Here is a 24,056-nt window from a genome sequence, read left to right as displayed (position 1 = left end):
TTATCTCATATATTCAAAATCCTGATTAACATTAACAACTGTAATTCCACTCCCTATCTTTTAAACAACATGATTTAATATTCAAGTCACGCACCACATCTACATAAAGTCATAATAATTCGACAATAATTCTGTATTTCTTTTTTTTGGCGCTTGATAGCTTAAGTAGAATCACCTAGAAAATTGAGGAACAAATGGATTTTGCTTCTATATTTTTTTACGACACCACATGGGTATTTGTTTTCGAAATTTTAATCCGATGTGTGGTGATGTATTTACTCATCATTCTTTTTCTTCGTTTGACTGGCAAGCGAGGGGTTAGACAACTCTCCATCTTTGAAGTTGCCATTATTCTTTGTCTTGGATCGATTGCTGGAGATCCAATGTTTACGGAGGATTTACCCTTAATTCAAGCCGTAGTCGTCATGAGTGTGATCATCTTGCTTTACCGCACCACAACGTGGTTAATGATGAAATATCAGCCTTTCGAAGACTTGGTTGAAGGTAAATCCTGCTACATCGTGAAAGATGGCATGCTCGTCCTTGAAGCATTCAAACAAGGCAATATGTCGCATGATGAGTTCTTTTCGGAAATGCGTCGTCAATCTGTTGAGCATTTAGGTCAAATTCGAGTCGGTCTATTAGAGTCCGATGGGAATTTCAGTATTTTGTTTTATCCTGATGAGCAAGTTAAATATGGCTTACCAATTTTTCCAGCTCAAGCTCAATCAATATACAAGGTAAAACCTAGCGTAATATATGCGTGTACACATTGTGGATTCTGTACTGAACTTCAGCAACCACTTCAAGATTGTCCGCGCTGTTCTTGCCAAGATTGGACACAAGCAATCAACAGTCTAAGAATTGGTTAGCAGATGAATAATCTTAAGTCTGTTGAGACGAAGTAGATTATTCATCCTCAGCACTGACTGAATCGAACACATGTGGTTAAGATTAATCCAACACTTTCACCACAATTTTACCAATGTGATCACCTACATCCATTGCCAAATGAGCCGCTTGAATCTCATCAAAATTAAAAGTTTTATAGATCATCGGTAGACATTCACCTTTTGCCCATAACGGCACAACATGTGTCTTTAAATCTTGAGCGATTTTGGCTTTTTCTGCTGTGGTACGTGCACGCATGGTTGAGCCAGTAATGGTTAAACGCTTCATCATGATTTGACCTAATTTTACGCCGTCGGCTTTAGCTCCTCCAAGAAATGCGATATAAACCAAACGTCCATCACGACGTAGTATATTCAAGTTTTGAGCTAAATAAGGCGCTCCAACCATATCTAAGACAATATCTACGCCATTTTCTTCAGTCGCTTGCTGAATGACCTGTTCAAAGTCTTCCGTTTTATAATTAATTGCATGCGTCAAATCTTGAATTGCTTTTACTTTCTCATCTGAGCCAACAGTCGCAAAAGTTTTTAAGCCAAATGCGTTACACAACATCAATGCCGTTGTTCCAATCCCACTGGTTCCGCCATGAATTAAAGCCGTTTCCCCCGCTTTAGCTTTGCCCAGTTGAAAAATATTCGCCCAAACGGTAAAAAATGTTTCTGGAATTGCAGCAGCTTGAATATGACTCACCCCTGCAGGAATATTAATCAGCTGAGATTCAGGCACCACACAGTATTCGGCATAACCACCACCATTGGTGAGTCCACACACTTGATCCCCCACCTGATAGGCGTTTACCTCAGCCCCTACTGCAACGACTTCCCCTGATACCTCTAACCCAGGTACAGGTGTGACCCCTTTAGGCATTGGATATAAACCTTGGCGCTGTAAAATATCAGGACGGTTAATGCCGAAAGCATGTACTTTCACCAAGACTTCATTGTCTTTAGGTTGCGGAATATCAACCGTTTCATAAGCCAACTTCTCAACGCCGCCTGGTTCAGTAATGATCACGTGTTGCATGCTTTGTGCCATAATCAAATCCTTTATTTACAATACTTTTCATTCATTTCAATCAATTTCATCATAGTTGATCGCATTGATAAAGTCCTGTATTACTTATGTATAAGGATGAAAACGAATCATTATTTTGTGGGGGAAAATAATATGCGTTACTTGCTGCAATTTATTTTGCCATGCAGTTTTGCTGCCTTGGTCATCATCTGTTGGACTTTTTTGTTAAGTTTTCCATGGGATTCAGCAGTAATTGCGATGATCTACTTCCAAATTGGGCTGGTGTTGTTATTGCTATACATTGAATACGATGCGAGCAAAGTGGATGGTGCAGCAGGTTGGACTTTTTTATTTTTCTGTTTTTTTGAAATGATATTGTTCGTCGCTTTGGGGATCATTCGTGTCATTATTGGTGGATGGCAAGTTTTAACTCTTTTATATTGAACCTTGCCTCAGACACGAATATTAAAATAACTTAATAATACAAACAAAGCTTCGTATTTTTCTGATTTACAAAGGAATTGTAACCTTAATTTCGTAGATTTTAAGGTCGTCATGGATCGTACACTCGAGAATTTTAAAATGAAAAAGCAGACTCTAGTTGTCACACTATCGCTCATGCTCGGTTTAGCAGGATGCTCTGGGGAAGATCAAGCTAAATCAACCTTACCAAATACTCCTGAGCCAACCATACCAATTCAGCCTGAAGATCCAGAACCATCTCTACCACCGGATCTCGAACCTGAAACACCGATCAATGTTCCACAACCAAAAACATATTTAAATCTGGATTTTACTGAAATTTATTCAATACCTTCTGATTGGAATATCCTGCCTTCAAATCCAGGTAGCATTCAATTTAAAGAAGGTGCCTTACTGATTGATGGTCGCAAAGACTTAATCAAACCCACCACGATCATGTTAAGTTCGGATTTTCAAAAGCTTCGCAACTATAAAATTGAGTTAGAATTTGAATACCTTGAGCGTAATAACGGTACTCGTTGGGGAAGTATTATTTATAGAGCTTCAGATGTGTTTGCTCAACCTGAATATACACCATACTACCAGTTTGCTATTCGTGCAGATGCATCTGCTTATAATGGTCTAGAACTCGCACTTAGACGCTCAAATAACACATGGAATGTCATCAATACATCCAAATTCGAATCAAACATTGCTTTAAATACACCTTATAAGGCTACAGTCGTTGTTCATGATCAACGTGTTCGTCATTACTTGAATGATCAATTGGTTTTTGATGGTGAATTACCCACCAACCTAAACCAAGGTGCCATTGGACTTTCAGCAGCAGGATTGCTGATGAAGGTCAACACAATACGGGTGATTGAACAACTTGATGCTCTCCCTACTCAAGATCGGATCACAGATGTCATTGATCACAAATATCCAGTTGCAATGGCGCCCGCTTTAGCACAACCAGCCGACTCATCAACAAATGATAACGTTCATACCGCCACTTATATTGCGTACCAACTTGATGAACAATTATTTTTAAAAGATTTCGACAATAAGACCTCGATGCATCTCAGAAGTCTTCTTTCTGATCAAACCAAAAGAACACTTCCTCTTCTGCATATCGACTCTGAAAACACACTGGCTGAATTAAGATCTTTGTCTTCAGATTATGATTTTAGTGATGTCACGCTAGTCTCTGATGATCCATATCTATTAAGAAAAGCGCGTGTGGAGATTCCAGAAATCCGTACAGCATTGGACTGGTCTGAAAAGGGCAATTTGATTTCAGATCAAAATAGTGTTGTGAAAATTGCACAGGCAACCAATACATCACTTTCTAAAATTGTGATTTTACCAGCCCATTTGGTTCAGTCTCATGTAGTTGCACACTTGCAACGTTTATTGATCACACCTTGGGCAGGTTTTACCCACAATATTTCTGGACAGACCAGTCCTAAGCTTGATGCCTATCAAGCTGCTGAGATATTAACAACAGGAGTAAATGGCATTTATACACATCAGCCTGAATTATTTCATTCCATCATGCGCTCAATGGCGCCCAACACCCTACTTCGTAAACCGCTTATTACAGGTCATCGAGGAATCCCGTCTCAAGTTGATGAAAATACGCTTGAAGGTATTCTTAAGGCGATAGAAGTTGGTGCTGATGCCGTGGAATATGATGTATATCTGACAAAAGATGACCATGTCGTTTTAATGCATGATAAATCGGTTTTGCGCACAACGGGTATCGCAAAAAATATTGAGAACATGACGCTCGAAGAAGTTCGTAAACTAAAAACGACCGGGCAGCGACTTGCCATACCGACGATGGATGAAGTATTGGCTGCAGTAGTTAAAAAGTACCCACATGTCACCAATTTTATCGAGATTAAGAGTGCAAAACCCGAAATAATTTTAAAAATTAAAGATTTACTTGATAAATATGATGCATATGGTCAAGCCATTGTCATAAGTTTTGATGGGCAACAAATTCTTGAAATGAAGAACACTCTAAAAGGTGTATCAACGGGTTTATTGGTATATCCACCAAAGGAACAAACTACTTTTCTAAACATTCGAAGAATTTTGGAAACAACACGACAATTTTCTTCAACATTCAATCCGAATTATAGTGGTTTGAATCAGGACGTCATGTATCTGGCAAGTTTACGTGGGGTGACCTTCTGGCCTTGGACGTTCCGTTTAATAAAAAATGATTTCTATCGTATGTACATTCAAGGTACACATGGGTTGACCACAGATTATGCGCAAGATGCATCTAATTTTGTGGTCAAAATTAAAACTCCACGACAAATAACAGCAACTGTTGGTCAACCTTTACAAATCGCTGGGCAAAAATTAACGCAACTGGGTCAATCTAGTTACCAAAGCTTCAATACGATGCTCGTACTACCAGGCTCTGCAAAATATAGTCTAAATGGTCAATCTGTGAGTTTCAGTGAACGTGGTACAGCCTATGTCATGCCAAGCTACCAATACACCATAGCACCCAATTTCACCTATACCATCTATGCAAAACCCGTGACTGTGACCATTCAATAAGCACATCACATTGATATTTGGAGACCAATTCAGTTCGCTGAGTTGGTTTTTTTCGAAAATCGCATTTTCCCTCATCTTTTCATAAGATTTCAACTGGACTTTTAATGATGTTCACCGCTTAAACACGACAGTATTTAAAACTGATGAATTTCATAAATATTTAATATGTAATATTTTTTTTACTTTATGACAAATCCATAGAATTGTCATTTTATGTACTTAGATTGTGTCTCGCTTAGGGACATACTTTTCGAGTACTTTTTAATGATGAAATTTACAACACTGACGTCAGCAATATTATTAACATTAAGCTTAACGGCTTGCTCCGATGATGATCAAAAAAATGCTGTATCAAATCCAGATCAAACAGAAAATCCTAATCCATCTCCAGAACCTGAAACACCAGACATTGAAGTACCTGTACCCGAAATACTTTTTGAAGAAAATTTCAATGCTTTAACTGCTATTCCAAACGATTGGACTCAACTTCGTAGCAATCCAGGGAATATTGAAGTTAAAGATGGAGCACTATTCATCAATGGTACGGCGCACGATACACAAATGACGACCATCATGTTGCCAAACGAACTACAGCAACATCGTAATTATCGTATTGATATGGATTTTGCGTTCTTAGAAAATAACAATGGCGGGCGTTGGGGTAGCATCATCTATCGTGCCGCTGATCAATATGCTGATCCAGCTTTTACTCCATACTATCAATTCGCATTTCGGGTTGATGCAACCGCTGCAAGTGGTCTTGAACTTTCTATGCGTCAACCTAACAACACATGGAATGTTTTACAGAAATCTGCATATAAAGAGAATTTTGAGTTAAATAAAACCTACAAAGCAACAGTCATTGTACATGGCCAACGCGTACGCCATTATATTAATGATGAACTCGTACTCGATAGCACGCTACCTTACAATTTAAATCAGGGTGGCATTGGCATTTCTACAGCTGGCGCTTTGATGCGTGTAGATTCAATTAAAGTGACTGAGCAACTTGAAGCCCTACCAGAGTCTAATCGAGTTACAGATCTAATCGATCAGCAATTGCCAGTCTCCATGGCACCAGCACTCGCTCAGCCTGCTGGCGCAACTACACTGAACTCAGCTCCATTAGCAACTCATGTTGCCTATCAACTGGATGAGCAACTCAATCTTCTTAACCAAGATCAAAAGAAAATTACTCATTTAAAAGATTATTTAAATGATTCAACACGACGTCATATTCCGCTATTAACGATCAATTCAGAAAAAACAATCCGAAATTTGAAAACGTTGACAGAAAACTATGATCTCGCTGATATCACCTTGGTGTCGGATCAGCCTGAACTCTTACGTAAAGCTCGTGTTGAAATCCCTGTATTGCGTACAGCACTCGACTATTCAAAACAATCTGGTTTAACCAATAGTAAATCAGATATTGTAAAAATTGCGCATAATACCAATTCTTCTTTATCAAAAATTGTCATTTTACCGCCGCACTTAGTGCAATCAGAAGTCGTATCTCATCTACAACGCTTATTGATTACACCTTGGGCAAGCACACTTCATCCAGATCAAAAAGATGGCATTGATGCATTCAAAGCAGCTGATATTTTAAGCACTGGGATTAATGGGATCTATACAAAACAGCCAGATGTTTTCCAAAACATTATGAAGCAGATGGCACCGAATACCCTGTTAAGAAAACCCCTGATCACAGGCCACCGTGGCATTCCAGCTTTAGAGGATGAAAATACTTTAGAAGGAACAATTAAAGCTATTGAGGTGGGTGCTGACGCAGTTGAATATGATGTTTATCTATCGAAAGATGGTCATGTTTTCCTGATGCATGATGGAACATTAACTCGTACCACAGGTGATAATAGAAATACTGAAGATCTTACCTTAGCTGAAATTCGTCAGTTACGAACGATTCCCAATGGTCGCCCAGTTCCAACCATGGATGAGGTTTTGGCTGCAGTCAAAAAATATCCCCATGTGACCAATTTCATCGAAATTAAAAGTGCTAAGCCTGAAATTGTAGCGAAGATTAAAGAACTTTTAGATAAGCACAATGCCTATGATCAATCGATTGTCATCAGTTTTAATGGTGATCAAATCTTACAGATGAAAAATACCTTACCGGGTGTTTCTACAGGCTTCTTAACGAGTACGCCGAACGCACAAAGCAATATTGTAAACACACGTCGAATATTAGACGCGACTCAAAAATATTCATCTACATTTAACCCGTCTTTTGCAGGATTAAGCAAAGAGTTAATGTCGATGGCGAGTTTACGTGGCGTAACTTTCTGGCCTTGGACTTTCCGCACCAATAAAGATGATTTTAATCGTATGTATGTACAAGGAACACATGGCTTAACCACCGATTATGCTCATGAATCTTCTGATTTAGTCGTCAAGATCAATACTCCAGGTCAAATTACTGCGAAAGTGGGACAGACTGTTGTTTTTAGTGGAGAAAAAGTTACTCAAATAGGTAAGGCTTCAGCACAAAACTTTAATTCAATGATTGTTCTGCCTGGTTCTGCCAAATATAGTAAAAATGGTCAGTCGATTACGTTTAGTGAAAAAGGCAAAGCCTATGTCATGCCGAGCTATCAATACACGATTGCTCCGAATTATAGCTACACCCTGTACGGTAAACCCGTGACAGTCACGATTCAGTAAGAAACTTTAAATTTACATGCCCAATTGTTAAGTTTAAAGCTTCAATTGGGCATTTCTTATTTTTTTAAATTTTGAATCACTTCGGGTAAAAAAGAACGGTGAAATCCATCATAGGCTTGATTATTCTCAGCCGGACTTAATGGAAATATACGTGTGCCTTGAGAAGCTGCGCCATCAATCCGTATCGTGACACCCGATATAAATTTAGACGCTTCAGACAATAAATAGACGATCGCTGACGACACCTCAGCTTCCGTTCCCATGCGTTGCAAAGGAACTTTCTCCGCCATACTTGGAATCACTTTTTCAGCCATTTCACCAGTATATGTATCCATACCTGATGACAAAATCCATCCAGGTGCTACGGCATTCACACGAACTCCAGATTTGCCCCATTCGACAGCAGCTGTCTTGGTCAGATTATCAACCCCTGCACGGGCTGCCCCTGAATGTCCCATATTCGGCATACCTCCCCACATATCAGCAGTCATGTTGACAATACTTCCACCATGCTTATTCATCCACTGATTGTAAGCTTCGCGCATAAGATAGAATGTAGCGTGTAGATTGTTTCGAATGACAGCATCAAATCCATTGGCTGAGATTTTTTCTAAATGCGCTGGAAATTGTCCGCCTGCATTATTCACCAAGCCATCAATTCGTCCGAATTTTTTAGTTACTTCGCTAATCATGGCTTTCACTTGTGCTTCATCACGATTATCACAAGCGATGCCATAGGCTCTACCACCATCTTCCATGATTTCAGCAACAACTTTATCGAGTTTTTCTTGGGTACGCCCTGTAATAATCACTTGTGCATCCAATGATGCAAGCTCATGAGCTGTACAACGTCCAATACCAGAACCACCTCCTGTCACAATGATGACCTGATTCTGAAATAAGTTTTCCTTGAATACTGAGTTATATGTCATGCCAATCCTTAGGTTGTAATTTTTATCGACTTGCAAAATTATCCCGATTTTTTAACAGTTGCAAGATCATAGAATTTTATAATTGTTGTTTTAAATGCTAATCAAACCTTTCATTCAAGGGCTATGGTATCGTTTTTACAAAACGCATTAAGATTTTTCTTACCACAGGTAAAAATATTAAGATCAATGGAAATGCGATTAACCAAGACATTGCCCACGTCTTTATCCAGACCGCCCAGATCCCATCAAAAAATCCACGATTCATTACAATATTAATTAAAGAAATTGAACCACTCATCAAACATGACAAAATTAACGGCATCAGCCAATTGAGATGTTTGGGGTGAAATTTTGGGAGTGCTTTATTCATTGTAGCGCCTAATCATTTCATCTCATTTAATTTAGCACCAATGCAATCACTATTCCTATATTTTTCAAGTTTCAAGCACACAAAACTAATCCAATATCGTTAAAATTTTGAACCTTGAGGCATGATTTAATAATTTTTCTTAGTAAATGTATATTAAATAGAATGGATTAGTTTCCATCTTAATCAAGACTCATGAGCAATAAAAAAATATTTAACTTTAAACGATGATTTTATTTTTTAGCTTTTCTACTCTACGAAAATGTTTTAAGTTTTTAGTCCAATTTTACCGTTAATCTCAATTCTTTAGATTCGAAGCATTTTTTTTGCAGTTTTTGCATAGCTTCTCTAGGCATAGGCGCTGTCATCATTTGTTGGTATTCTAAACAAGCTTTACTAGGGTGTTTTTGTTGTATCGGAGCATTAACACATGCTGTTAAGAGCATCAAAAGCAAATACGCTACTATTTTCATCATATCTCGAATTTATCGTTAATGTTCATTCTATCTTAGCTCATTAGGGCTAGTGTGGTCGTTATTGAATTTTAAATAAAAAAACCCGCCATCAGGCGGGCTTTTTTAAATCAGTCAATCTTAAAGACGAACCAATTCCACAATCTTCTCAGCCAATTCTTCAGCAGCTTCTACTTCAAAACTTGCATCCGTACCTGTTGCAGTATCAGTAATGACCACCACTCCAGTTTCACGTAATAATGCAACTTGCTCAGCAGTTAAACCAGCTTTAGCTATCGCGACAACACCTTGTTGGATCAATAAGCTTTCTAATACTTGTGCATTCACAATTGCAGCATTTGATACAGTTACCGCAGCAGGTTTTTGACCCAATCGCGCCGCACGTGCTTCTGATGTTACAGGCTCATTATGTGCAGTCCACTCAACTGCCTCTTCAACCATACCTGCACCAACTGTAACGTTGCTCAAGCGGTCAATAAAGATAAATGAACCTGTGTAACGGCTATCTTGATAACGGTCAAATACTACTGGTGCATCAAATTCAATCGTTACATTCGCAATCGCATTCAGCTCTAAGTTTTCAACTTGAACTTTTTCAAGCGTATTTACGTTTGTACGGAAGTTAATTGCTGTTACCTTAGCAGGAACAGTTTGCGTACCAATCTTCACGTTATATAACTTACCAATCGCAAGCGGTTGGTCAGCCATCCATACAACAGTCGCTTGAACAGAACGAGAAATTGCCGGTACTTCTTGGTCTGCACGTACAAGTACGTTACCACGAGAAATATCAATCTCGTCGTTTAACGTTAATGTCACTGCTTGACCGGCAACTGCACGTTCTAAGTTACCATCAAAAGTAACGATTTCTTTAACTGTAGATGATTTACCTGATGGCAACGCAGTAATCGTATCTCCAACGTTGATATCACCTAGGGCGATCGTACCGCAGAAACCACGGAAATCGAGGTTAGGACGGTTCACATACTGTACAGGGAAGCGGAAGTCAGCTTTAGCTGAAGTACGATTAATCTCTACAGATTCAAGCGTACCCATCAAAGTTTCGCCTGTGTACCAAGGTGTATTTGGTGATTTGTTTACAACGTTATCACCATTTAACGCAGAAATCGGCGTAAAGATGATGTTAGATGGTTTACGATCGCCAAGTTGTGCAACAAAGCCTGCGTATTCTGTTTGAATTTCATTGAAACGAGTTTCAGAGAATTCAACCAAGTCCATTTTGTTGATCGCAACAATAATGTTCTTAATACCAAGTAAGCTTGCAATATACGTATGACGACGTGTTTGCGTCTGAACACCGTAACGCGCATCAATTAAAATGATCGCAAGATCACACGTAGACGCACCTGTAGCCATGTTACGTGTGTATTGTTCATGCCCCGGAGTGTCGGCAATAATGAACTTACGTTTTTCTGTAGAGAAATAACGGTAAGCTACATCAATCGTAATACCTTGTTCACGCTCTGCTTGTAAACCATCTACAAGTAACGCTAAGTCAGGTGCATCACCTGTTGTACCGACTTTTTTAGAATCACGTGTCACTGCTTGCAATTGATCTTCATAAATCAATTTTGAATCGTAAAGTAAACGACCAATTAAAGTTGATTTACCATCATCTACGTTACCGCAAGTCAAAAAGCGTAATAAGTCTTTATTTTCGTGTTGTTTTAAATAACCCAAGATATCTTGGCTAATCAAATCTGATTGATGAGACATGGCTCATAGCTCCACAAATATGTTGAAATCGGTGTATTTGAATCCCCCTCGTTCCCCCTTTGAAAAAGGAGGATGACTCCTCTCTTTTACAAAGAGAGGAGCAACGCTGCTGCGCAAGAGAGATTCTAGAAGTAACCTTCTTGCTTTTTCTTTTCCATCGAGCCGGCTTCATCATGGTCAATCATTCGACCTTGGCGCTCAGAACTCGTTGCAAGCAACATTTCTTGGATAATTTCTGGCAAGGTGTTAGCAGTTGACTCCACCGCACCTGTCAATGGGTAACACCCCAAAGTACGGAAACGAACCGATTTCATTTGTGGAACTTCACCTTCTTTTAAAGGCATACGCTCATCATCCACCATAATTAATGTACCACTACGCTCAACAACAGGACGTTCTGCCGCTAAATACAATGGAACAAGTGGAATACTTTCTAAGTAAATATATTGCCAAATATCAAGCTCAGTCCAGTTCGACAATGGGAACACACGGATACTTTCGCCTTTATTCACTTTACCATTGTAAAGATTCCAAAGTTCTGGACGTTGGTTTTTAGGATCCCAACGATGTTTATCATCACGGAATGAATACACACGTTCTTTGGCACGTGATTTTTCTTCATCACGGCGAGCACCACCAAATGCAGCATCGAACTTGTATTTATCTAATGCCTGTTTTAAACCCTGAGTTTTCATGATATCAGTATATTTCGAACTACCATGATCAAATGGGTTAATCCCAGCATCCTTACCTTCTTTATTTTGGTGGACGATAAGATCGAAACCGTGTTGCTTAGCCATATTGTCGCGGAAAGCAATCATGTCCTTAAATTTCCAACCTGTATCTACATGTAACAGTGGAAAAGGGAGTTTTGCAGGATAGAATGCTTTAAGCGCTAAATGCAGCATAACTGCCGAGTCCTTACCAATCGAATAAAGCATGACTGGATTTTCGAATTCTGCAGCAACTTCGCGAATGATATGAATACTCTCAGCTTCAAGCTGTTTAAGATGAGTAAGTCTTTCCTCATTTAATGACATGGACAACACCAGCTAGAATATGTGTACTTATGACACTTTTGAAAATTTATATTCATTATAGTGATTTAGACAACGGAGCTTTATCTCGTTTTTTTATATTAATATACTCAAATAGAATATAAGCAAAGAGACAATCTAATTATGATAACAATTACAGGCCTTTCTAATATAAAATACCAAGAATGGTTAGCCCTTTGGTCAGCTTACCTTGAATTCTACAAGACCGAATTGAATCCTCAACAAGCGGCTCTGACTTTCAAACGATTATCTGATGCGTCGCAAACCGATATGTTTGGCTATGCCATTATAAAAAATCAAAATGTCGTCGGAATTGTACATCTCATTTCTCACGCAAGCACTTGGACTACACTCCCTTATTGTTATCTCCAAGATTTGTTTATTGATGCAAATTACAGGAATCAGGGCTTAGCCAGGAAATTAATAGAATTTAGCTATGATGAATGTAAAAATAATTATGATAGAGTGTACTGGCTAACCCATAAAAGCAATGATAACGCTAGACTTTTGTATAATCGTGTTGCAACCGAGACAGGATTCATTCAATATAAAAAATCTCTAAATTAGTTATTTTTATCTCCCATGCTTAGCCTTGAATCTCTTAAACAACATTTAGAGCGAGCTCAAATTGCTGGTCATATTTATCAGCATCATCAAATTCTAGTGTTACAAGAACCGTTTACTGAAAATGGTTCTGCTTTAAATATTTTTGTTCAGCACGAGTTAACTGCTGATCAAATTGGCTTACAGTTTGCTGTTGAACATACTGATCAAAAACTAAAGTTCTTGATTGGCGTTACACATAGCAATCAAGATCATAGAAGTGAAATTAGTATTGGTCATTTAAAAGGCAATCAAAAAGCTTTTAATTTGTGCTACGCCTTTTACAATTATCCAAAACACTTTTTTGTAGTTGAAACAGATTTATATGCGAACGCTGAGCAATTTAAAGACTGCTTAGAAAAGCAATTATTCAGTCAGCCTGAGCTTAGTTTTTTAGACACAGCCACTAAAGTAAATCCAATGGGACAGAATTACCCATGGATGAAGGATTATATCGCGCAACTTAGCTTAGAAATGAAAGTTCGGATACAAACAAGTCTCATATAAAAAAAGCCACCTTTTTAGGTGGCTTTTTCAAATGCTAATCTCAGAATATTAACGTCCCAGTTTTTTGACATCTAAAGGTATTTCAATACCAACAGAAGCACCTGCATCATTACCATGACGATCTGAATCTGCAATCCAACCATTAATCTTTAATGGCAAATTCGGCTTCACAAAATGCGTCCAAGTTAAATCTAATGCTTGGATATCATCTTCCTCAGAAAATGCAGCATTGGTATCTCGATTTGATTGATTTACTTTTGCAAATAATACGCGACCTGAAAGTCTATTCATGGCATCAAAACGAATATTTCCACCCAAAGAAATCATCTCACCATCTCCTCCAATCGCATGTGCAAGAGGATAGCCATGTTGATAATATCCATCTGTATAAACACTGTGATTATAAGATATTCCTTGGGCCTTCCCATTTGTAGTGGTGTCTACCCACTCAGCATAAACCTGATAAGGCATTTTTTTTAAAGATGAAGAATAATCCACCCCAGCCTGATACATTTTCTTAGCAGGTAAGCCACCTGCTTCATCTTCCCCCACGTATTGAGCATAGACGCCGATTGGCTGGTTCAATAAATAGCTTAGATTCAAACGCGCATCAAATCCAGCAATCTGGTTAGATGGATTAACAGTATCCCCGTAAACATTATCTTTACCAATCCAAGCATCCCAGAGAGTTCCTAAATCCTCAGGGCGACCTTCACCACCCCATTGAATAATGCGTGATGCACCGAACTCTAAATAAGGTAGTGGTTGTGCGGTCAAACGTAAACCAATAATTTTAGCATCAGGAACTGCTTTATAATCATCTACCTGGCCGCCAAAAGCTTGGTATTGCCAAGGCCCGATCCATGAGAGCCATTTATGATCAAAAGCAGACTGTTCAGCACGCTGTAGAGTGAAACCATATACTGGTCGACTTGCATCTCCACGTATCAAACTACCATCGTGTCCAGGTCCCCAGTAGGTTGGAATCTGACCAGCAATGAGCCATTGATTCCAAAGTTTACCCGCAAGATATGAGCCTTCTAGGTTAACGTCTTGCCCATTGTCTATCTGAGGGTCTTTTTCACCTCTAACTTTGAGCTTCGCATCCCAATTTTGCCCCCCAAGATTTAACTCTGCACCAAGCGCATATTGTGCTTTTTGATGATCGGCAAAAGATTGTGGGATTTTCTTTTGATCACTCTCCGCGAAAGCATCAACTTTTAATGTTTCATTTTGCTGCTTAATCGCTCTTTCGACTTCCTGAATAACCTTTTGTTGTTCAATGGAGTTAATTTTAGCATTGGAGAGGGCACGTTGGACTTCATCACCACTTAGCGGCCATGTCGAGGTGCTTATTTGAATCACACCTTGTTGATTCAGCCAATTTAAATCATCTCTCAGGTTTTCATCGTTGAGGAGAATACCATTGGCAAACACCAGTGGACTAGAAAATAGTAAGCTCGATGATAGGATTTTTATAAGTCTATTCGGGTTCATCACAAATCAATTTAGGATTATATCTTATTGATTATTTGAATTTTTAATTTATAAATCCATTAACTTTACATTAAGCATTTAATTAGATACATTTAATAACATTGTATAAATATTTTGATAAACATACAGCTGGTTAAACAGATTAGCCTTAATGATAATTTTCTATATTTTTTATCACCTTAATTAAATATTTTGTGATTAAAACCTCAAAATGCACTCACACTAAAAAACATTTAAATTTAATTTTATGTTAAGAAAAATTAAAAAAGCCCTTCAAAGAAGGGCTTTTTTAATTTCGCTATTACGCATTTTTGTGACGCATATGTGGGAATAAGATCACATCGCGAATACTTGGCGCATTGGCAAATAGCATTACCAGACGATCAATACCAATCCCTTCACCTGCTGTAGGAGGTAATCCATATTCAAGCGCCTCAACGAAGTCGGCATCATAGTGCATTGCTTCATCATCACCCGCATCTTTTTCAGCTACCTGTGCTTGGAAACGCTCAGCCTGGTCAATTGGGTCATTTAACTCTGAGAAGCCATTTGCAAGCTCACGACCACCAATGAAGAATTCAAAACGGTCAGTAATGTGCGGGTTGTCATCGTTACGACGTGCCAATGGAGAGGTTTCCGCAGGATATTCAGTAATGAAGGTCGGTTGACGAAGTTTCGTTTCAACAGTTTCCTCAAATACAATCGTTTGAAGCTTACCTAGACCAAAACCTGGCTTCACTTGCTCTTTAAGTTCATTCTTAACAAACTCAGCTAAGAACTCACGATCATTTACATTTTCAGGTGTAAATTGTGGGTTATGTTCAAGAATTGCATCAAACATTGAGATTTTCTTGAATGGACCTTTGAAGCTATACACTTCTTCGCCATAAGGTACATCTGTCGAACCTAAGATATCAATTGCTAGTTTTTCTAGCATTTGCTCTGTCAGTTCCATCAAGTCTTTGTAGTCTGCATAAGCTTGGTAGAATTCGATCATGGTGAATTCTGGGTTGTGACGTGTAGACACACCTTCATTACGGAAGTTACGGTTAATCTCAAACACACGTTCAAAACCACCTACAACCAAACGCTTTAAGTAAAGTTCTGGTGCAATACGTAAGAATAATGGCATGTCTAAGGCATTGTGATGCGTTTCAAATGGACGCGCAGAAGCACCACCTGGAATCACATGCATCATTGGCGTTTCAACTTCCATATAACGTTTTTCAGTCAAGAATTTACGAATACCAGCAACTACTTTTGCTCGAATTTCAAAAGTCTTACGCGTTTCTTCGTTAACGATCAGATCAAGATAACGTTTACGGTATTTAACTTCTGTATCTGTTAGACCGTGGAACTTATCTGGAAGAGGACGGAGTGATTTAGTGAGGAGTTCAAAATGTTCAATATGCACATAAAGATCACCTTTGCCTGAACGTCCAATGTAACCTTCAACGGCAATAATATCACCTAGATCAAGACCTTTAATGGTGTCTAAAGTCTCTGCAGATAATTCTTTACGTGCAACATAAAGCTGAATACGGCCGGTCATGTCTTGGATCACCATGAACGAACCGCGGTTCAACATCACCCGACCAGCAACTTTGACATAAACTTTTTCACTGCCTTCAATTTCTTCTTTTGATTTATCAGCAAACTGATCCTGAAGGTCTTGTGCATAATGTTCACGCTTAAACGTGTTTGGCCAAGGGCTCGTACCCTGCTCTTGAGCCTTATCTTGAATCTGTTTTAACTTGGCATGACGCTGTGCGATTAAATCGTTTTCGGAAATGGCTTGTTCAGAAGTCGATTGAGCGTTTTGTTGCGTCATCTCTGCCTCGTAATTTTATTTAAAAAAGAAGTTGCATAGCATAGCAGAATTCAAAGTACTTGAGCATTAGAAAAAATAATCAGCCATTTGAAAAACGCTTAATTTCATCCACTAAAGTCTAGGTCTGAACATTTCTTAGACCAAAAGCTAAGTTGTACTTTGAATACAGCACTCTACAATCATCCTATAAATTGTGGAAAAGTATACTTTCAACAATCATAAAAAATAGAATGGATTTAATGATGACTTATGAACACTCAAGAGCCTAAAGTATTGTTTATGCATGGATTAGATTCTTCAAGAGAATCTACCAAGTTTCAGGCAATTCTTTCTAAAAATAAATATTGCATTAATGTTGATTATCGAAATTTAAAATACGCTGCTGTTGAACGTTTTTATATCGATATGATCGAGAAAATTAAACCAGACATTTTAGTAGGACATAGTCTAGGTGGTTACTGGGCATTAAAGATGTCAAATCGATTTCAACTTCCTGCTGTGATTGCAAATCCGAGCCTAATGCCATCTTTTGATCCTGATTATCCAGCGATTACAATTGAGGAGCTTCAATCCAAAACCTCATCTCAAATCGCTTATATCGAACTTGGTGATGAACTGATTGATATGCATAGTACCTCTGACTTATTAGAGCCATACATGTACGTTGAAAGTATTATTGGTGGCCGTCATCAACTGGAAAACCCTGATCGCCTGAATTACCTGATCGGATTAGTCAGCCACTCAAATCATCAATCACATTAAAAAAGCCTTGTGAATCACAAGGCTTTTCGACTTAAATTTGAGGTTTTGATTTATCGTCCAAAACAGACCAAATATTCATTCCTAAATCCGCGTGTAAGTCTGGCAAATCAAGGAAAATACTCGCCCCTAAAACAGTGTGCTGACATTTATCCATCAATTGCTTAACTGCTTTTAATGTACCACCTGTGGCCAATACATCATCAACAATAATCACTTTTTGAGCCTGTACATCCGCAGACATTTCTAAACGGTCCATGCCATACTCAAGGCTATAGCCCACACCAATTACTGGTGGTGGTAATTTTCCAGCTTTACGAACCAACAACAACCCCTTACCAGTACGTTGCGCCAACAAACTCGCCAAAACAAACCCACGTGCTTCAACCGCAACGAAACTCTCTACCTCTGCCAATTGCTCCGCAGGAATACTTTCGATTAAGGCGTCAGTTAAAGGTGCAATGCTCTGCATGAACAAAGGAGTTAAATCAAAGAAACAAATTCCTGGTTTTGGAAAATCTTGGACCGTACGAATGTGTGACCACAATGATGTAGACAAAGAAGTAGACATAGGAGATAAAAATTAGACAAAAGAATGCGTGAATTTTAACGAATTATTGACAAAAAATATAGCAAACATGAGCTAAGAAAAAATACCAACCAATATAACTTATTGATTTTTAATAAACCATTTTTTAATTAAATAACAAGTATAAAACACAAACAGTATAAATTTTATATGAATAGCTAGTAAATCAATACGCGACAAAAGTCTGACAATTTTTTTTAAATCATAATACATATAATTTTGGCAAATATTTCAAAGATTTAATGCTCAGTCCTATCATGCATTAGCATAATTAGCATGCGTTTTGTCCTAATCTGCCATTCAGCTTCTCTTTTAGTCAGCTAAACTCCGTTATTTACTTTACTTTCCACCTCGAACTGCGTAAAAATTTGCTTGAATATGAACGATAAAAATTCATATCACTCGAGTCTAGGTGTGAGAAAGATTTTGGCTGACACCAATAAATGGAATTGTCAGTATTTTTTGGAGAATCAAATGAAAAAATATCAATGCATCGTTTGTGGATGGATTTATGACGAAGCAGAAGGCTGGCCACAAGATGGCATTGCTGCAGGCACTAAATGGGAAGATATTCCAGATGATTGGACTTGCCCAGATTGCGGCGTATCAAAAGCAGATTTTGAAATGATTGAAATCTAATACAGATTTCCTTTAAAGACCATTTTGATATGGTCTTTTTTCTTATTTACTAAAAAAATTATCAGTATTGGAGAGTACTATGCAACCGATCATCATTGTTGGCTCTGGCATGGCAGGTTACACATTAGCGCGAGAGTTTCGCAAACTGAATGCTGAACAAGCACTTGTTATGATTTGCTCAGATGATGCGGTGAACTATGCAAAACCAACTTTATCTAATGCACTTGTAGGTAAAAAAGCGCCAGAGCAAATTGCCTTAGGTGATGCTGAGAAAATGTCTGCGCAATTGAATATGCAAATTATTCATCATGCGACTGTAACTTCAATTTCTGCAAATCAACATCAATTGACCTACACAAAAGATGGACAAGCTGAAAACCTTATATACAGCAAATTAATATTAGCTGTAGGTGCTAACCCTATTCGTTTAGCCATTTCAGGTGATGGCGCTGATGATATTCATGTAGTTAACTCACTGATTGATTATCGTGAATTTCGCTCTAAGCTCGACCTTAAACAAGACAAGCGTGTTGTCATTTTAGGTGCAGGCCTCATTGGGTGTGAGTTTGCCAACGATTTACAGAACACTGGTCATCAAGCGACTGTGATTGATCTTGCCCCACAACCTTTGGGTCGCCTTCTACCAGAACACGTTGCACATGCTTTCCAGCAAAATCTTGAAGAAACAGGTATTCAGTTTGCATTAAGTACCACCGTAGATCGGGTAAGTAAAAACTCAGACGAAAGCTATACCGTAACGCTTGCAAATGGACAGAGCTTTACAGCTGACGTTGTTCTTTCTGCTGTTGGCCTGCAACCCAATACATCAGTTGCACAAGAAGCAGGAATCCATACCAGCCGTGGGATTGTGACTAACACTTTAATGGAAACCAATAAAACCGATATTTATGCATTAGGTGATTGTGCAGAAGTAAATGGTTTACTGCTTCCGTATGTCATGCCAATTATGCAACAAGCACGTGCTTTAGCTAAAACATTGTCTGGTGAAAATACACAAGTTCATTATCCAGCGATGCCAGTTGCAGTGAAAACTCCTGCTGCACCACTGACTGTATTACCTGTACCTCAAGGTGTAGAGGCAACTTGGGAAACTGAAGAACTCGATGACGGAATGATTGCTAAAGCACTTGACCAAGAATCAACGCTTCGTGGATTTGTGCTACTTGGACCAACAGCAGCGAAGCAACGTTTAACATTGACCAAACTGGTCCCAGATTTAATTCCAGCTGCCGTTTAATTATTCAAAGATTTAGGGTATTTTCAAATGAAAGTACCCTTTTAGTTTGGACACAATAAAAATGAATAACGCACTAGAATATCAAGTTTCACCTTATGCTCCATTCATGCAAGAAAGTAAAGTGAGTCTAGGCAATGGGATCGACCTTCATATTGAAGTTGGAGGCAAGGCTGAACATCCTACGATTATTCTCATCATGGGACTGGGTGCGCAGATGCTTTTTTGGCCAGATTTTTTTTGCAAATCTTTAATAGACCAAGGTTTCAGAGTCATTCGTTTCGATAACCGAGATATTGGCCTCTCAACAAAAATTAAGCACAAGGGACCTCGCCTCAATACATTTAAACTTATGGGTCGATTTGCTTTTGGTCTAGGAAATCAAGGCTCTCCTTACAATTTATATGATATGGCTGAAGATGTAGCGTTACTCATTGAACGATTAGGTCTTGAAAAAGCGCATATTATTGGTGCATCAATGGGGGGAATGATCGCTCAGATATTGGCAGCAAAATATCCAGAAAAAGTGGATAAACTAGGATTATTATTTACCAGTAATAATCAGCCATTTCTTCCGCCACCATTTCCAAAACAATTATTTAGTCTTATTGGTCGCCCTGCATCGAATGATGAAGATGGTATTGTAAATCATAGTATTAAAGTCATTCAGACGATTGGTTCACCTGGTTACGTCAATCAATTAGAAGTTATTCAAAACGCGCGTAAATTATATAAGCGTAGTTATCATCCAGCGGGTGTACTTCAACAGTTTTTAGCAATATTATGTACAGGCTCATTAGTTTCTATCGATAAGCAAATTCAAAAGCCAACACTGGTTGTACATGGCTCAAAGGATCGTCTACTCCCTTTTAGCCACGGCAAGGCAGTATCAAAAGCAATATCAGGCGCAAAGTTTGAATTAATCGAAGGAATGGGGCATGATATTCCTGCGCATTTCATCCCACAACTGAGTGGTTTGTTTGCAAAACATTTTAAATGATAAACACTAGGACACTATGGCTGCATTACCATCCCTAAGACAGCTGTCATATCTCGTGACTCTGTCTGAGACGTTGCATTTTACAGAAGCAGCACGTCGCTCATTCGTTACTCAGTCTACGCTTTCTGGCGGGATTATGGAGCTCGAGCGTTTATTGGGTGGCGTTCTCGTTGAACGTGATCGCCAAAATGTACGTTTAACCCCTCTCGGTGAGCAAGTGGTTGCACGAGCACGTGTCCTTCTTGCTGATGCTCAAGATCTCATGCGACTGAGCCGTGAGATGAGCGAACCACTTACTGGTGATCTTCATTTAGGAATTATTCCAACGATTGCACCATTTATTTTGTCGCAATTGTTAGAAGAAGTTCATAAAGAGCTGCCTAAAATTCAACTACATCTTCATGAAGCACAGAGTGAACATTTGGTTGAAAAGCTAGAACATGGCAATTTAGACATGATCATGTTAGCGCTCCCATTCGACACACGTGGCTTAAAAGTCGCTGAAGTTGCGAAAGAGAGTTTGTACTTAGTTGCAAACAAAGCTGACCACAAAACGGCGCAAGCTAAATCTCTAGAAGACCTTGATTTGACACACCTCATGTTGCTTGAAGAAGGTCATTGCTTAAGAGACCATACTTTAAGTGTATGCCCTATCGGTGAACGCAAGAATGATCATCGCCTTAAAGCGAGCTCATTACCAACCTTGGTTGAAATGGTGAGTTCTAATCTGGGCTTTACATTACTACCTCAGATTGCGGTAAATACACATATGCTGAAAAATAATGATCAATTGGTGATCCGACCAATTGAGAATGCCCCTTCACGCATTCTGTCATTAGTGACGCGTAAAAGTACGCCATTGCAAAGCGAATTTGATGTCCTTTTACAAATTCTACAGCGCATTACTGCTGATATTTGCTAATAAGTCATCACAAAAAAGGAGCCATTTGGCTCCTTTTTTTATAAAAATCATTTAAGATTTAAAGAGTTCAAGCAATTTATGTTGCGCATTATGAGGAGTCTCACCTTCATCGCATTGCGCACGTGACCAAGTTCCATCACCATTTAACAACCAAGCTTGTTGATTATCTTTCATATAATTCAATAAACCATGTTGATAAATGTGCTTTCTCAAAGTTGGATCCTCAACAGGGAAACAAACTTCAACACGATTAAATAAATTACGATCCATCCAGTCTGCGCTTGAACAATACAGTCGTGGTTGCCCTGCATTTCCAAAATAATACACACGTGTGTGCTCTAAGAATCGTCCAACGATAGAGCGCACACGGATATTCTCAGAAAGCCCTGGCAAACCTGGTCTTAAACAACAAATTGAACGTATGATTAAATCAATCTGCACACCAGCTTGTGATGCTTCATAAAGTTTATTAATCAGTTGCACTTCAGTCAGCGCATTCACTTTCACAATAATCTGAGCTGGCTTACCCGCTTTGGCGTGAGCAATCTCTTCATCAATATAACTAATTAACTGTGTATGCAACGTAAATGGCGCATGAAGTAATTTCTTCAATTTTGCCATTTTGCCCATTCCAGTCAACTCTTGGAATATACGATGCACATCTTCACAAAGCTCTTTGTCCGTTGTCATCAATCCGTAATCGGTATAGATCCGGGCATTGGTTGCATGATAATTCCCTGTACCTAAGTGCACATAACGAACCAATTTATTATTTTCACGGCGCACAACGAGAATCATTTTTGCATGTGTTTTATAGCCTACGATGCCATAAACCACCACAGCACCAGCCTCTTGCAAAACATTTGCTACCGCAATATTTGACTCTTCATCGAATCGCGCTCGAAGTTCAATGACAGCTGTGACTTCTTTACCATTACGTGCAGCTTCAGCCAACACTTGAACAATCTCAGAATCAGGCCCACTTCGATATAATGTTTGCTTAATCGCTAAAACTTGTGGATCTCGTGCTGCCTCACGTAATAAATTAATAACTGGAGCAAATGATTCGAATGGATGATGTAAAAGAATGTCCTGTTTCTTCATCGCAGAAAAAACATTTTCAGACTTCTTTAATACTTTAGGAATGACCGGCGTATGTGAGTCATATCTCAAATGCGGACGTTTAAAATTAGACACTAAACGTGCCAAGTTCACAGGTCCATCAACTTTATATAATTGTTCTTCATGCAAGTCGAATTCGTTGAGAAGGTAATCATAAATATGTTTTGGGCAATTTTCTGTCACTTCTAAACGGACAGCACGTCCAAATCGACGAGAGTTTAACTCCCCTTTTAATGCTTTTGCCAAATCTTCGACATCTTCATTAAGGGCTAAATCCGCATTTCGCGTCACACGGAATTGATAGCAACCTGTCGCAGTCATTCCTGGGAATAAATCAGAGACATGCTCATGAATAATCGCTGACAGCATCACGTGGTGTTCTTTACCATCGGTTAACTCGTCAGGTAAACGAACCACACGTGGTAAAGAACGTGGCGCAGGGACAACGGCTAAATCAATCTGTCGTCCAAAAGCATCTTTGCCTTCTAGCGTGACGATAAAGTTGAGTGATTTGTTGACTAAACGCGGGAATGGATGTGCTGGATCTAAACTAATTGGAGTAAGTACTGGCGCAACTTGTTCCTGAAAATATTTTTTAATCCATTGGGATTGAGCAGGTGTCAACTCTCCACGACGTAAGAAGCAGATATCTTCTTCACGTAATTTTGGAAAAATTTCATCATTCAAAATACGATATTGACGCTCTATTGCAGCATGCGCAGTCTGTGAAATTTTCTCAAGAACTTGCTTTGGTGTTAACCCATCTGGACTACGGCTTTCATTACCGAGCTCCAATTGCTCCATAACACCCGCAACACGAATTTCAAAGAATTCGTCCATATTTCTTGAAAAAATCAATAAGAAATTCATTCGCTCAAGCAATGGATGCAATGGATCAACCGCTTGTTCTAAAACACGAAGATGAAAATCTAAAATTGAAAGTTCACGATTGATATATCGTTCATTATAAGTATATTCAGTTGGAGTATTTGTCATCGCGGTATTCATACCACAAAACCTGCATGCTAAAGATCTGTCTTAAGTATGCTTCAAATTTATGACAATTTCATAAAAAATGCACATGATCACTGTGCATTTTTGATCTCACGAAA

General features: G+C 38.8%; 20 protein-coding genes. 11 read left to right on the top strand and 9 right to left on the bottom strand.

Translation table 11 applies throughout. The features are described 5' to 3' along the window. Nucleotides 1–194: 194 nt before the first annotated feature. A complete protein-coding gene (locus AC1M9L_RS09260; protein ID WP_481591946.1) occupies nucleotides 195–872 on the top strand; it encodes a YetF domain-containing protein in 678 nt (225 codons plus the stop codon). A gap of 82 nt (nucleotides 873–954) precedes the next feature. Here the strand turns inward: AC1M9L_RS09260 and AC1M9L_RS09255 are convergent, their stop codons facing one another. After that, a complete protein-coding gene (locus AC1M9L_RS09255) occupies nucleotides 955–1,947 on the bottom strand; it encodes an NAD(P)H-quinone oxidoreductase (RefSeq protein ID WP_481591945.1) in 993 nt (330 codons plus the stop codon). Nucleotides 1,948–2,079: 132 nt separating this feature from the next. Here AC1M9L_RS09255 and AC1M9L_RS09250 point away from each other — a divergent pair, with 132 nt between their 5' ends. From AC1M9L_RS09250 to AC1M9L_RS09240, 3 genes are all read left to right on the top strand, one after another. After that, on the top strand, nucleotides 2,080–2,370 hold the full coding sequence (locus tag AC1M9L_RS09250; RefSeq protein WP_481591944.1) for a hypothetical protein: 291 nt from the start codon (nucleotides 2,080–2,082) through the stop codon (nucleotides 2,368–2,370). A gap of 138 nt (nucleotides 2,371–2,508) precedes the next feature. Next, nucleotides 2,509–4,968 carry a glycerophosphodiester phosphodiesterase family protein gene (locus AC1M9L_RS09245; protein ID WP_481591943.1) on the top strand — a complete coding sequence of 820 codons (2,460 nt, stop codon included), beginning with the start codon at nucleotides 2,509–2,511 and terminating at the stop codon, nucleotides 4,966–4,968. Between the two features lie 264 nt (nucleotides 4,969–5,232). Then, nucleotides 5,233–7,653: a glycerophosphodiester phosphodiesterase family protein gene (locus tag AC1M9L_RS09240; RefSeq protein WP_481591942.1), complete on the top strand. Its 2,421-nt coding sequence runs from the start codon at nucleotides 5,233–5,235 to the stop codon at nucleotides 7,651–7,653. A 56-nt stretch (nucleotides 7,654–7,709) separates the two neighbouring features. Here AC1M9L_RS09240 and AC1M9L_RS09235 read toward each other — a convergent pair whose 3' ends face one another. The 4 genes from AC1M9L_RS09235 to cysD form a co-directional block, all read right to left on the bottom strand. Then, nucleotides 7,710–8,585, bottom strand: a complete 876-nt coding sequence (locus AC1M9L_RS09235; protein ID WP_092766872.1) for an SDR family oxidoreductase — start codon at nucleotides 8,583–8,585, stop codon at nucleotides 7,710–7,712. A gap of 121 nt (nucleotides 8,586–8,706) precedes the next feature. Beyond that, nucleotides 8,707–8,955, bottom strand: coding sequence for a DUF2798 domain-containing protein (locus AC1M9L_RS09230; RefSeq protein ID WP_035266689.1), 249 nt, complete (start codon nucleotides 8,953–8,955; stop codon nucleotides 8,707–8,709). A 590-nt stretch (nucleotides 8,956–9,545) separates the two neighbouring features. Continuing rightward, the gene (gene cysN, locus AC1M9L_RS09225; protein WP_481591941.1) at nucleotides 9,546–11,162 is read right to left on the bottom strand and encodes a sulfate adenylyltransferase subunit CysN; all 1,617 of its coding nucleotides are present in this window, start codon (nucleotides 11,160–11,162) and stop codon (nucleotides 9,546–9,548) included. Nucleotides 11,163–11,287: 125 nt separating this feature from the next. Next, nucleotides 11,288–12,202 (bottom strand): sulfate adenylyltransferase subunit CysD, encoded by a 915-nt coding sequence (gene cysD, locus AC1M9L_RS09220; protein ID WP_035266686.1) that lies wholly within the window; start codon nucleotides 12,200–12,202, stop codon nucleotides 11,288–11,290. 141 nt (nucleotides 12,203–12,343) lie between these two features. Here cysD and AC1M9L_RS09215 point away from each other — a divergent pair, with 141 nt between their 5' ends. Further along, a complete protein-coding gene (locus tag AC1M9L_RS09215) occupies nucleotides 12,344–12,787 on the top strand; it encodes a GNAT family N-acetyltransferase (protein WP_481591940.1) in 444 nt (147 codons plus the stop codon). A gap of 15 nt (nucleotides 12,788–12,802) precedes the next feature. Continuing rightward, nucleotides 12,803–13,330, top strand: coding sequence for a hypothetical protein (locus AC1M9L_RS09210; RefSeq protein ID WP_481591939.1), 528 nt, complete (start codon nucleotides 12,803–12,805; stop codon nucleotides 13,328–13,330). Between the two features lie 48 nt (nucleotides 13,331–13,378). Here the strand turns inward: AC1M9L_RS09210 and AC1M9L_RS09205 are convergent, their stop codons facing one another. After that, nucleotides 13,379–14,827, bottom strand: a complete 1,449-nt coding sequence (locus tag AC1M9L_RS09205) for a capsule assembly Wzi family protein (protein ID WP_481591938.1) — start codon at nucleotides 14,825–14,827, stop codon at nucleotides 13,379–13,381. 301 nt (nucleotides 14,828–15,128) lie between these two features. Then, nucleotides 15,129–16,658 (bottom strand): lysine--tRNA ligase, encoded by a 1,530-nt coding sequence (lysS, locus tag AC1M9L_RS09200; protein WP_481591937.1) that lies wholly within the window; start codon nucleotides 16,656–16,658, stop codon nucleotides 15,129–15,131. Nucleotides 16,659–16,907: 249 nt separating this feature from the next. Between lysS and AC1M9L_RS09195 the strand changes: the two genes are divergently transcribed. After that, nucleotides 16,908–17,420, top strand: coding sequence for a YqiA/YcfP family alpha/beta fold hydrolase (locus AC1M9L_RS09195; RefSeq protein ID WP_179997703.1), 513 nt, complete (start codon nucleotides 16,908–16,910; stop codon nucleotides 17,418–17,420). A 31-nt stretch (nucleotides 17,421–17,451) separates the two neighbouring features. On the opposite strand, the gene AC1M9L_RS09190 is transcribed toward AC1M9L_RS09195, so the two are convergent. Beyond that, the gene (locus tag AC1M9L_RS09190; RefSeq protein ID WP_035266671.1) at nucleotides 17,452–17,988 is read right to left on the bottom strand and encodes an adenine phosphoribosyltransferase; all 537 of its coding nucleotides are present in this window, start codon (nucleotides 17,986–17,988) and stop codon (nucleotides 17,452–17,454) included. 492 nt (nucleotides 17,989–18,480) lie between these two features. On the opposite strand from AC1M9L_RS09190, the gene rubA reads away from it, so the two are divergent. The 4 genes from rubA (at nucleotide 18,481) to oxyR (ending at nucleotide 21,822) form a co-directional block, all read left to right on the top strand. Beyond that, complete coding sequence (gene rubA / locus AC1M9L_RS09185; RefSeq protein ID WP_000760495.1) at nucleotides 18,481–18,645, top strand: rubredoxin RubA; 165 nt, start codon at nucleotides 18,481–18,483, stop codon at nucleotides 18,643–18,645. A 79-nt stretch (nucleotides 18,646–18,724) separates the two neighbouring features. Then, on the top strand, nucleotides 18,725–19,903 hold the full coding sequence (locus tag AC1M9L_RS09180) for an NAD(P)/FAD-dependent oxidoreductase (RefSeq protein ID WP_481591936.1): 1,179 nt from the start codon (nucleotides 18,725–18,727) through the stop codon (nucleotides 19,901–19,903). Nucleotides 19,904–19,964: 61 nt separating this feature from the next. Continuing rightward, complete coding sequence (locus AC1M9L_RS09175) at nucleotides 19,965–20,900, top strand: alpha/beta fold hydrolase (RefSeq protein ID WP_092766881.1); 936 nt, start codon at nucleotides 19,965–19,967, stop codon at nucleotides 20,898–20,900. A gap of 16 nt (nucleotides 20,901–20,916) precedes the next feature. Beyond that, the gene (gene oxyR, locus AC1M9L_RS09170) at nucleotides 20,917–21,822 is read left to right on the top strand and encodes a LysR family transcriptional regulator OxyR (protein ID WP_035266662.1); all 906 of its coding nucleotides are present in this window, start codon (nucleotides 20,917–20,919) and stop codon (nucleotides 21,820–21,822) included. A gap of 51 nt (nucleotides 21,823–21,873) precedes the next feature. Here oxyR and ppk1 read toward each other — a convergent pair whose 3' ends face one another. Next, complete coding sequence (ppk1, locus tag AC1M9L_RS09165; protein WP_035266707.1) at nucleotides 21,874–23,952, bottom strand: polyphosphate kinase 1; 2,079 nt, start codon at nucleotides 23,950–23,952, stop codon at nucleotides 21,874–21,876. Nucleotides 23,953–24,056 lie beyond the last annotated feature (104 nt).

It is taken from the genome of Acinetobacter sp. ANC_7511 (assembly GCF_056779975.1).
The sequence above is the reverse complement of the archived record's forward strand: the minus strand, read 5'-3'. Positions and strand labels throughout refer to the sequence as shown.

Excerpts from the sequence above, each read along its gene's own strand:
- AC1M9L_RS09260 (WP_481591946.1), top strand. The coding sequence starts at position 195 with ATGGATTTTGCTTCTATATTTTTTTACGACACCACATGGGTATTTGTT.
- AC1M9L_RS09255 (WP_481591945.1), bottom strand. The coding sequence starts at position 1,947 with ATGGCACAAAGCATGCAACACGTGATCATTACTGAACCAGGCGGCGTT.
- AC1M9L_RS09250 (WP_481591944.1), top strand. The coding sequence starts at position 2,080 with ATGCGTTACTTGCTGCAATTTATTTTGCCATGCAGTTTTGCTGCCTTG.
- AC1M9L_RS09245 (WP_481591943.1), top strand. The coding sequence starts at position 2,509 with ATGAAAAAGCAGACTCTAGTTGTCACACTATCGCTCATGCTCGGTTTA.
- AC1M9L_RS09240 (WP_481591942.1), top strand. The coding sequence starts at position 5,233 with ATGATGAAATTTACAACACTGACGTCAGCAATATTATTAACATTAAGC.
- AC1M9L_RS09235 (WP_092766872.1), bottom strand. The coding sequence starts at position 8,585 with ATGACATATAACTCAGTATTCAAGGAAAACTTATTTCAGAATCAGGTC.
- AC1M9L_RS09230 (WP_035266689.1), bottom strand. The coding sequence starts at position 8,955 with ATGAATAAAGCACTCCCAAAATTTCACCCCAAACATCTCAATTGGCTG.
- cysN (WP_481591941.1), bottom strand. The coding sequence starts at position 11,162 with ATGTCTCATCAATCAGATTTGATTAGCCAAGATATCTTGGGTTATTTA.
- cysD (WP_035266686.1), bottom strand. The coding sequence starts at position 12,202 with ATGTCATTAAATGAGGAAAGACTTACTCATCTTAAACAGCTTGAAGCT.
- AC1M9L_RS09215 (WP_481591940.1), top strand. The coding sequence starts at position 12,344 with ATGATAACAATTACAGGCCTTTCTAATATAAAATACCAAGAATGGTTA.
- AC1M9L_RS09210 (WP_481591939.1), top strand. The coding sequence starts at position 12,803 with ATGCTTAGCCTTGAATCTCTTAAACAACATTTAGAGCGAGCTCAAATT.
- AC1M9L_RS09205 (WP_481591938.1), bottom strand. The coding sequence starts at position 14,827 with ATGAACCCGAATAGACTTATAAAAATCCTATCATCGAGCTTACTATTT.
- lysS (WP_481591937.1), bottom strand. The coding sequence starts at position 16,658 with ATGACGCAACAAAACGCTCAATCGACTTCTGAACAAGCCATTTCCGAA.
- AC1M9L_RS09195 (WP_179997703.1), top strand. The coding sequence starts at position 16,908 with ATGAACACTCAAGAGCCTAAAGTATTGTTTATGCATGGATTAGATTCT.
- AC1M9L_RS09190 (WP_035266671.1), bottom strand. The coding sequence starts at position 17,988 with ATGTCTACTTCTTTGTCTACATCATTGTGGTCACACATTCGTACGGTC.
- rubA (WP_000760495.1), top strand. The coding sequence starts at position 18,481 with ATGAAAAAATATCAATGCATCGTTTGTGGATGGATTTATGACGAAGCA.
- AC1M9L_RS09180 (WP_481591936.1), top strand. The coding sequence starts at position 18,725 with ATGCAACCGATCATCATTGTTGGCTCTGGCATGGCAGGTTACACATTA.
- AC1M9L_RS09175 (WP_092766881.1), top strand. The coding sequence starts at position 19,965 with ATGAATAACGCACTAGAATATCAAGTTTCACCTTATGCTCCATTCATG.
- oxyR (WP_035266662.1), top strand. The coding sequence starts at position 20,917 with ATGGCTGCATTACCATCCCTAAGACAGCTGTCATATCTCGTGACTCTG.
- ppk1 (WP_035266707.1), bottom strand. The coding sequence starts at position 23,952 with ATGAATACCGCGATGACAAATACTCCAACTGAATATACTTATAATGAA.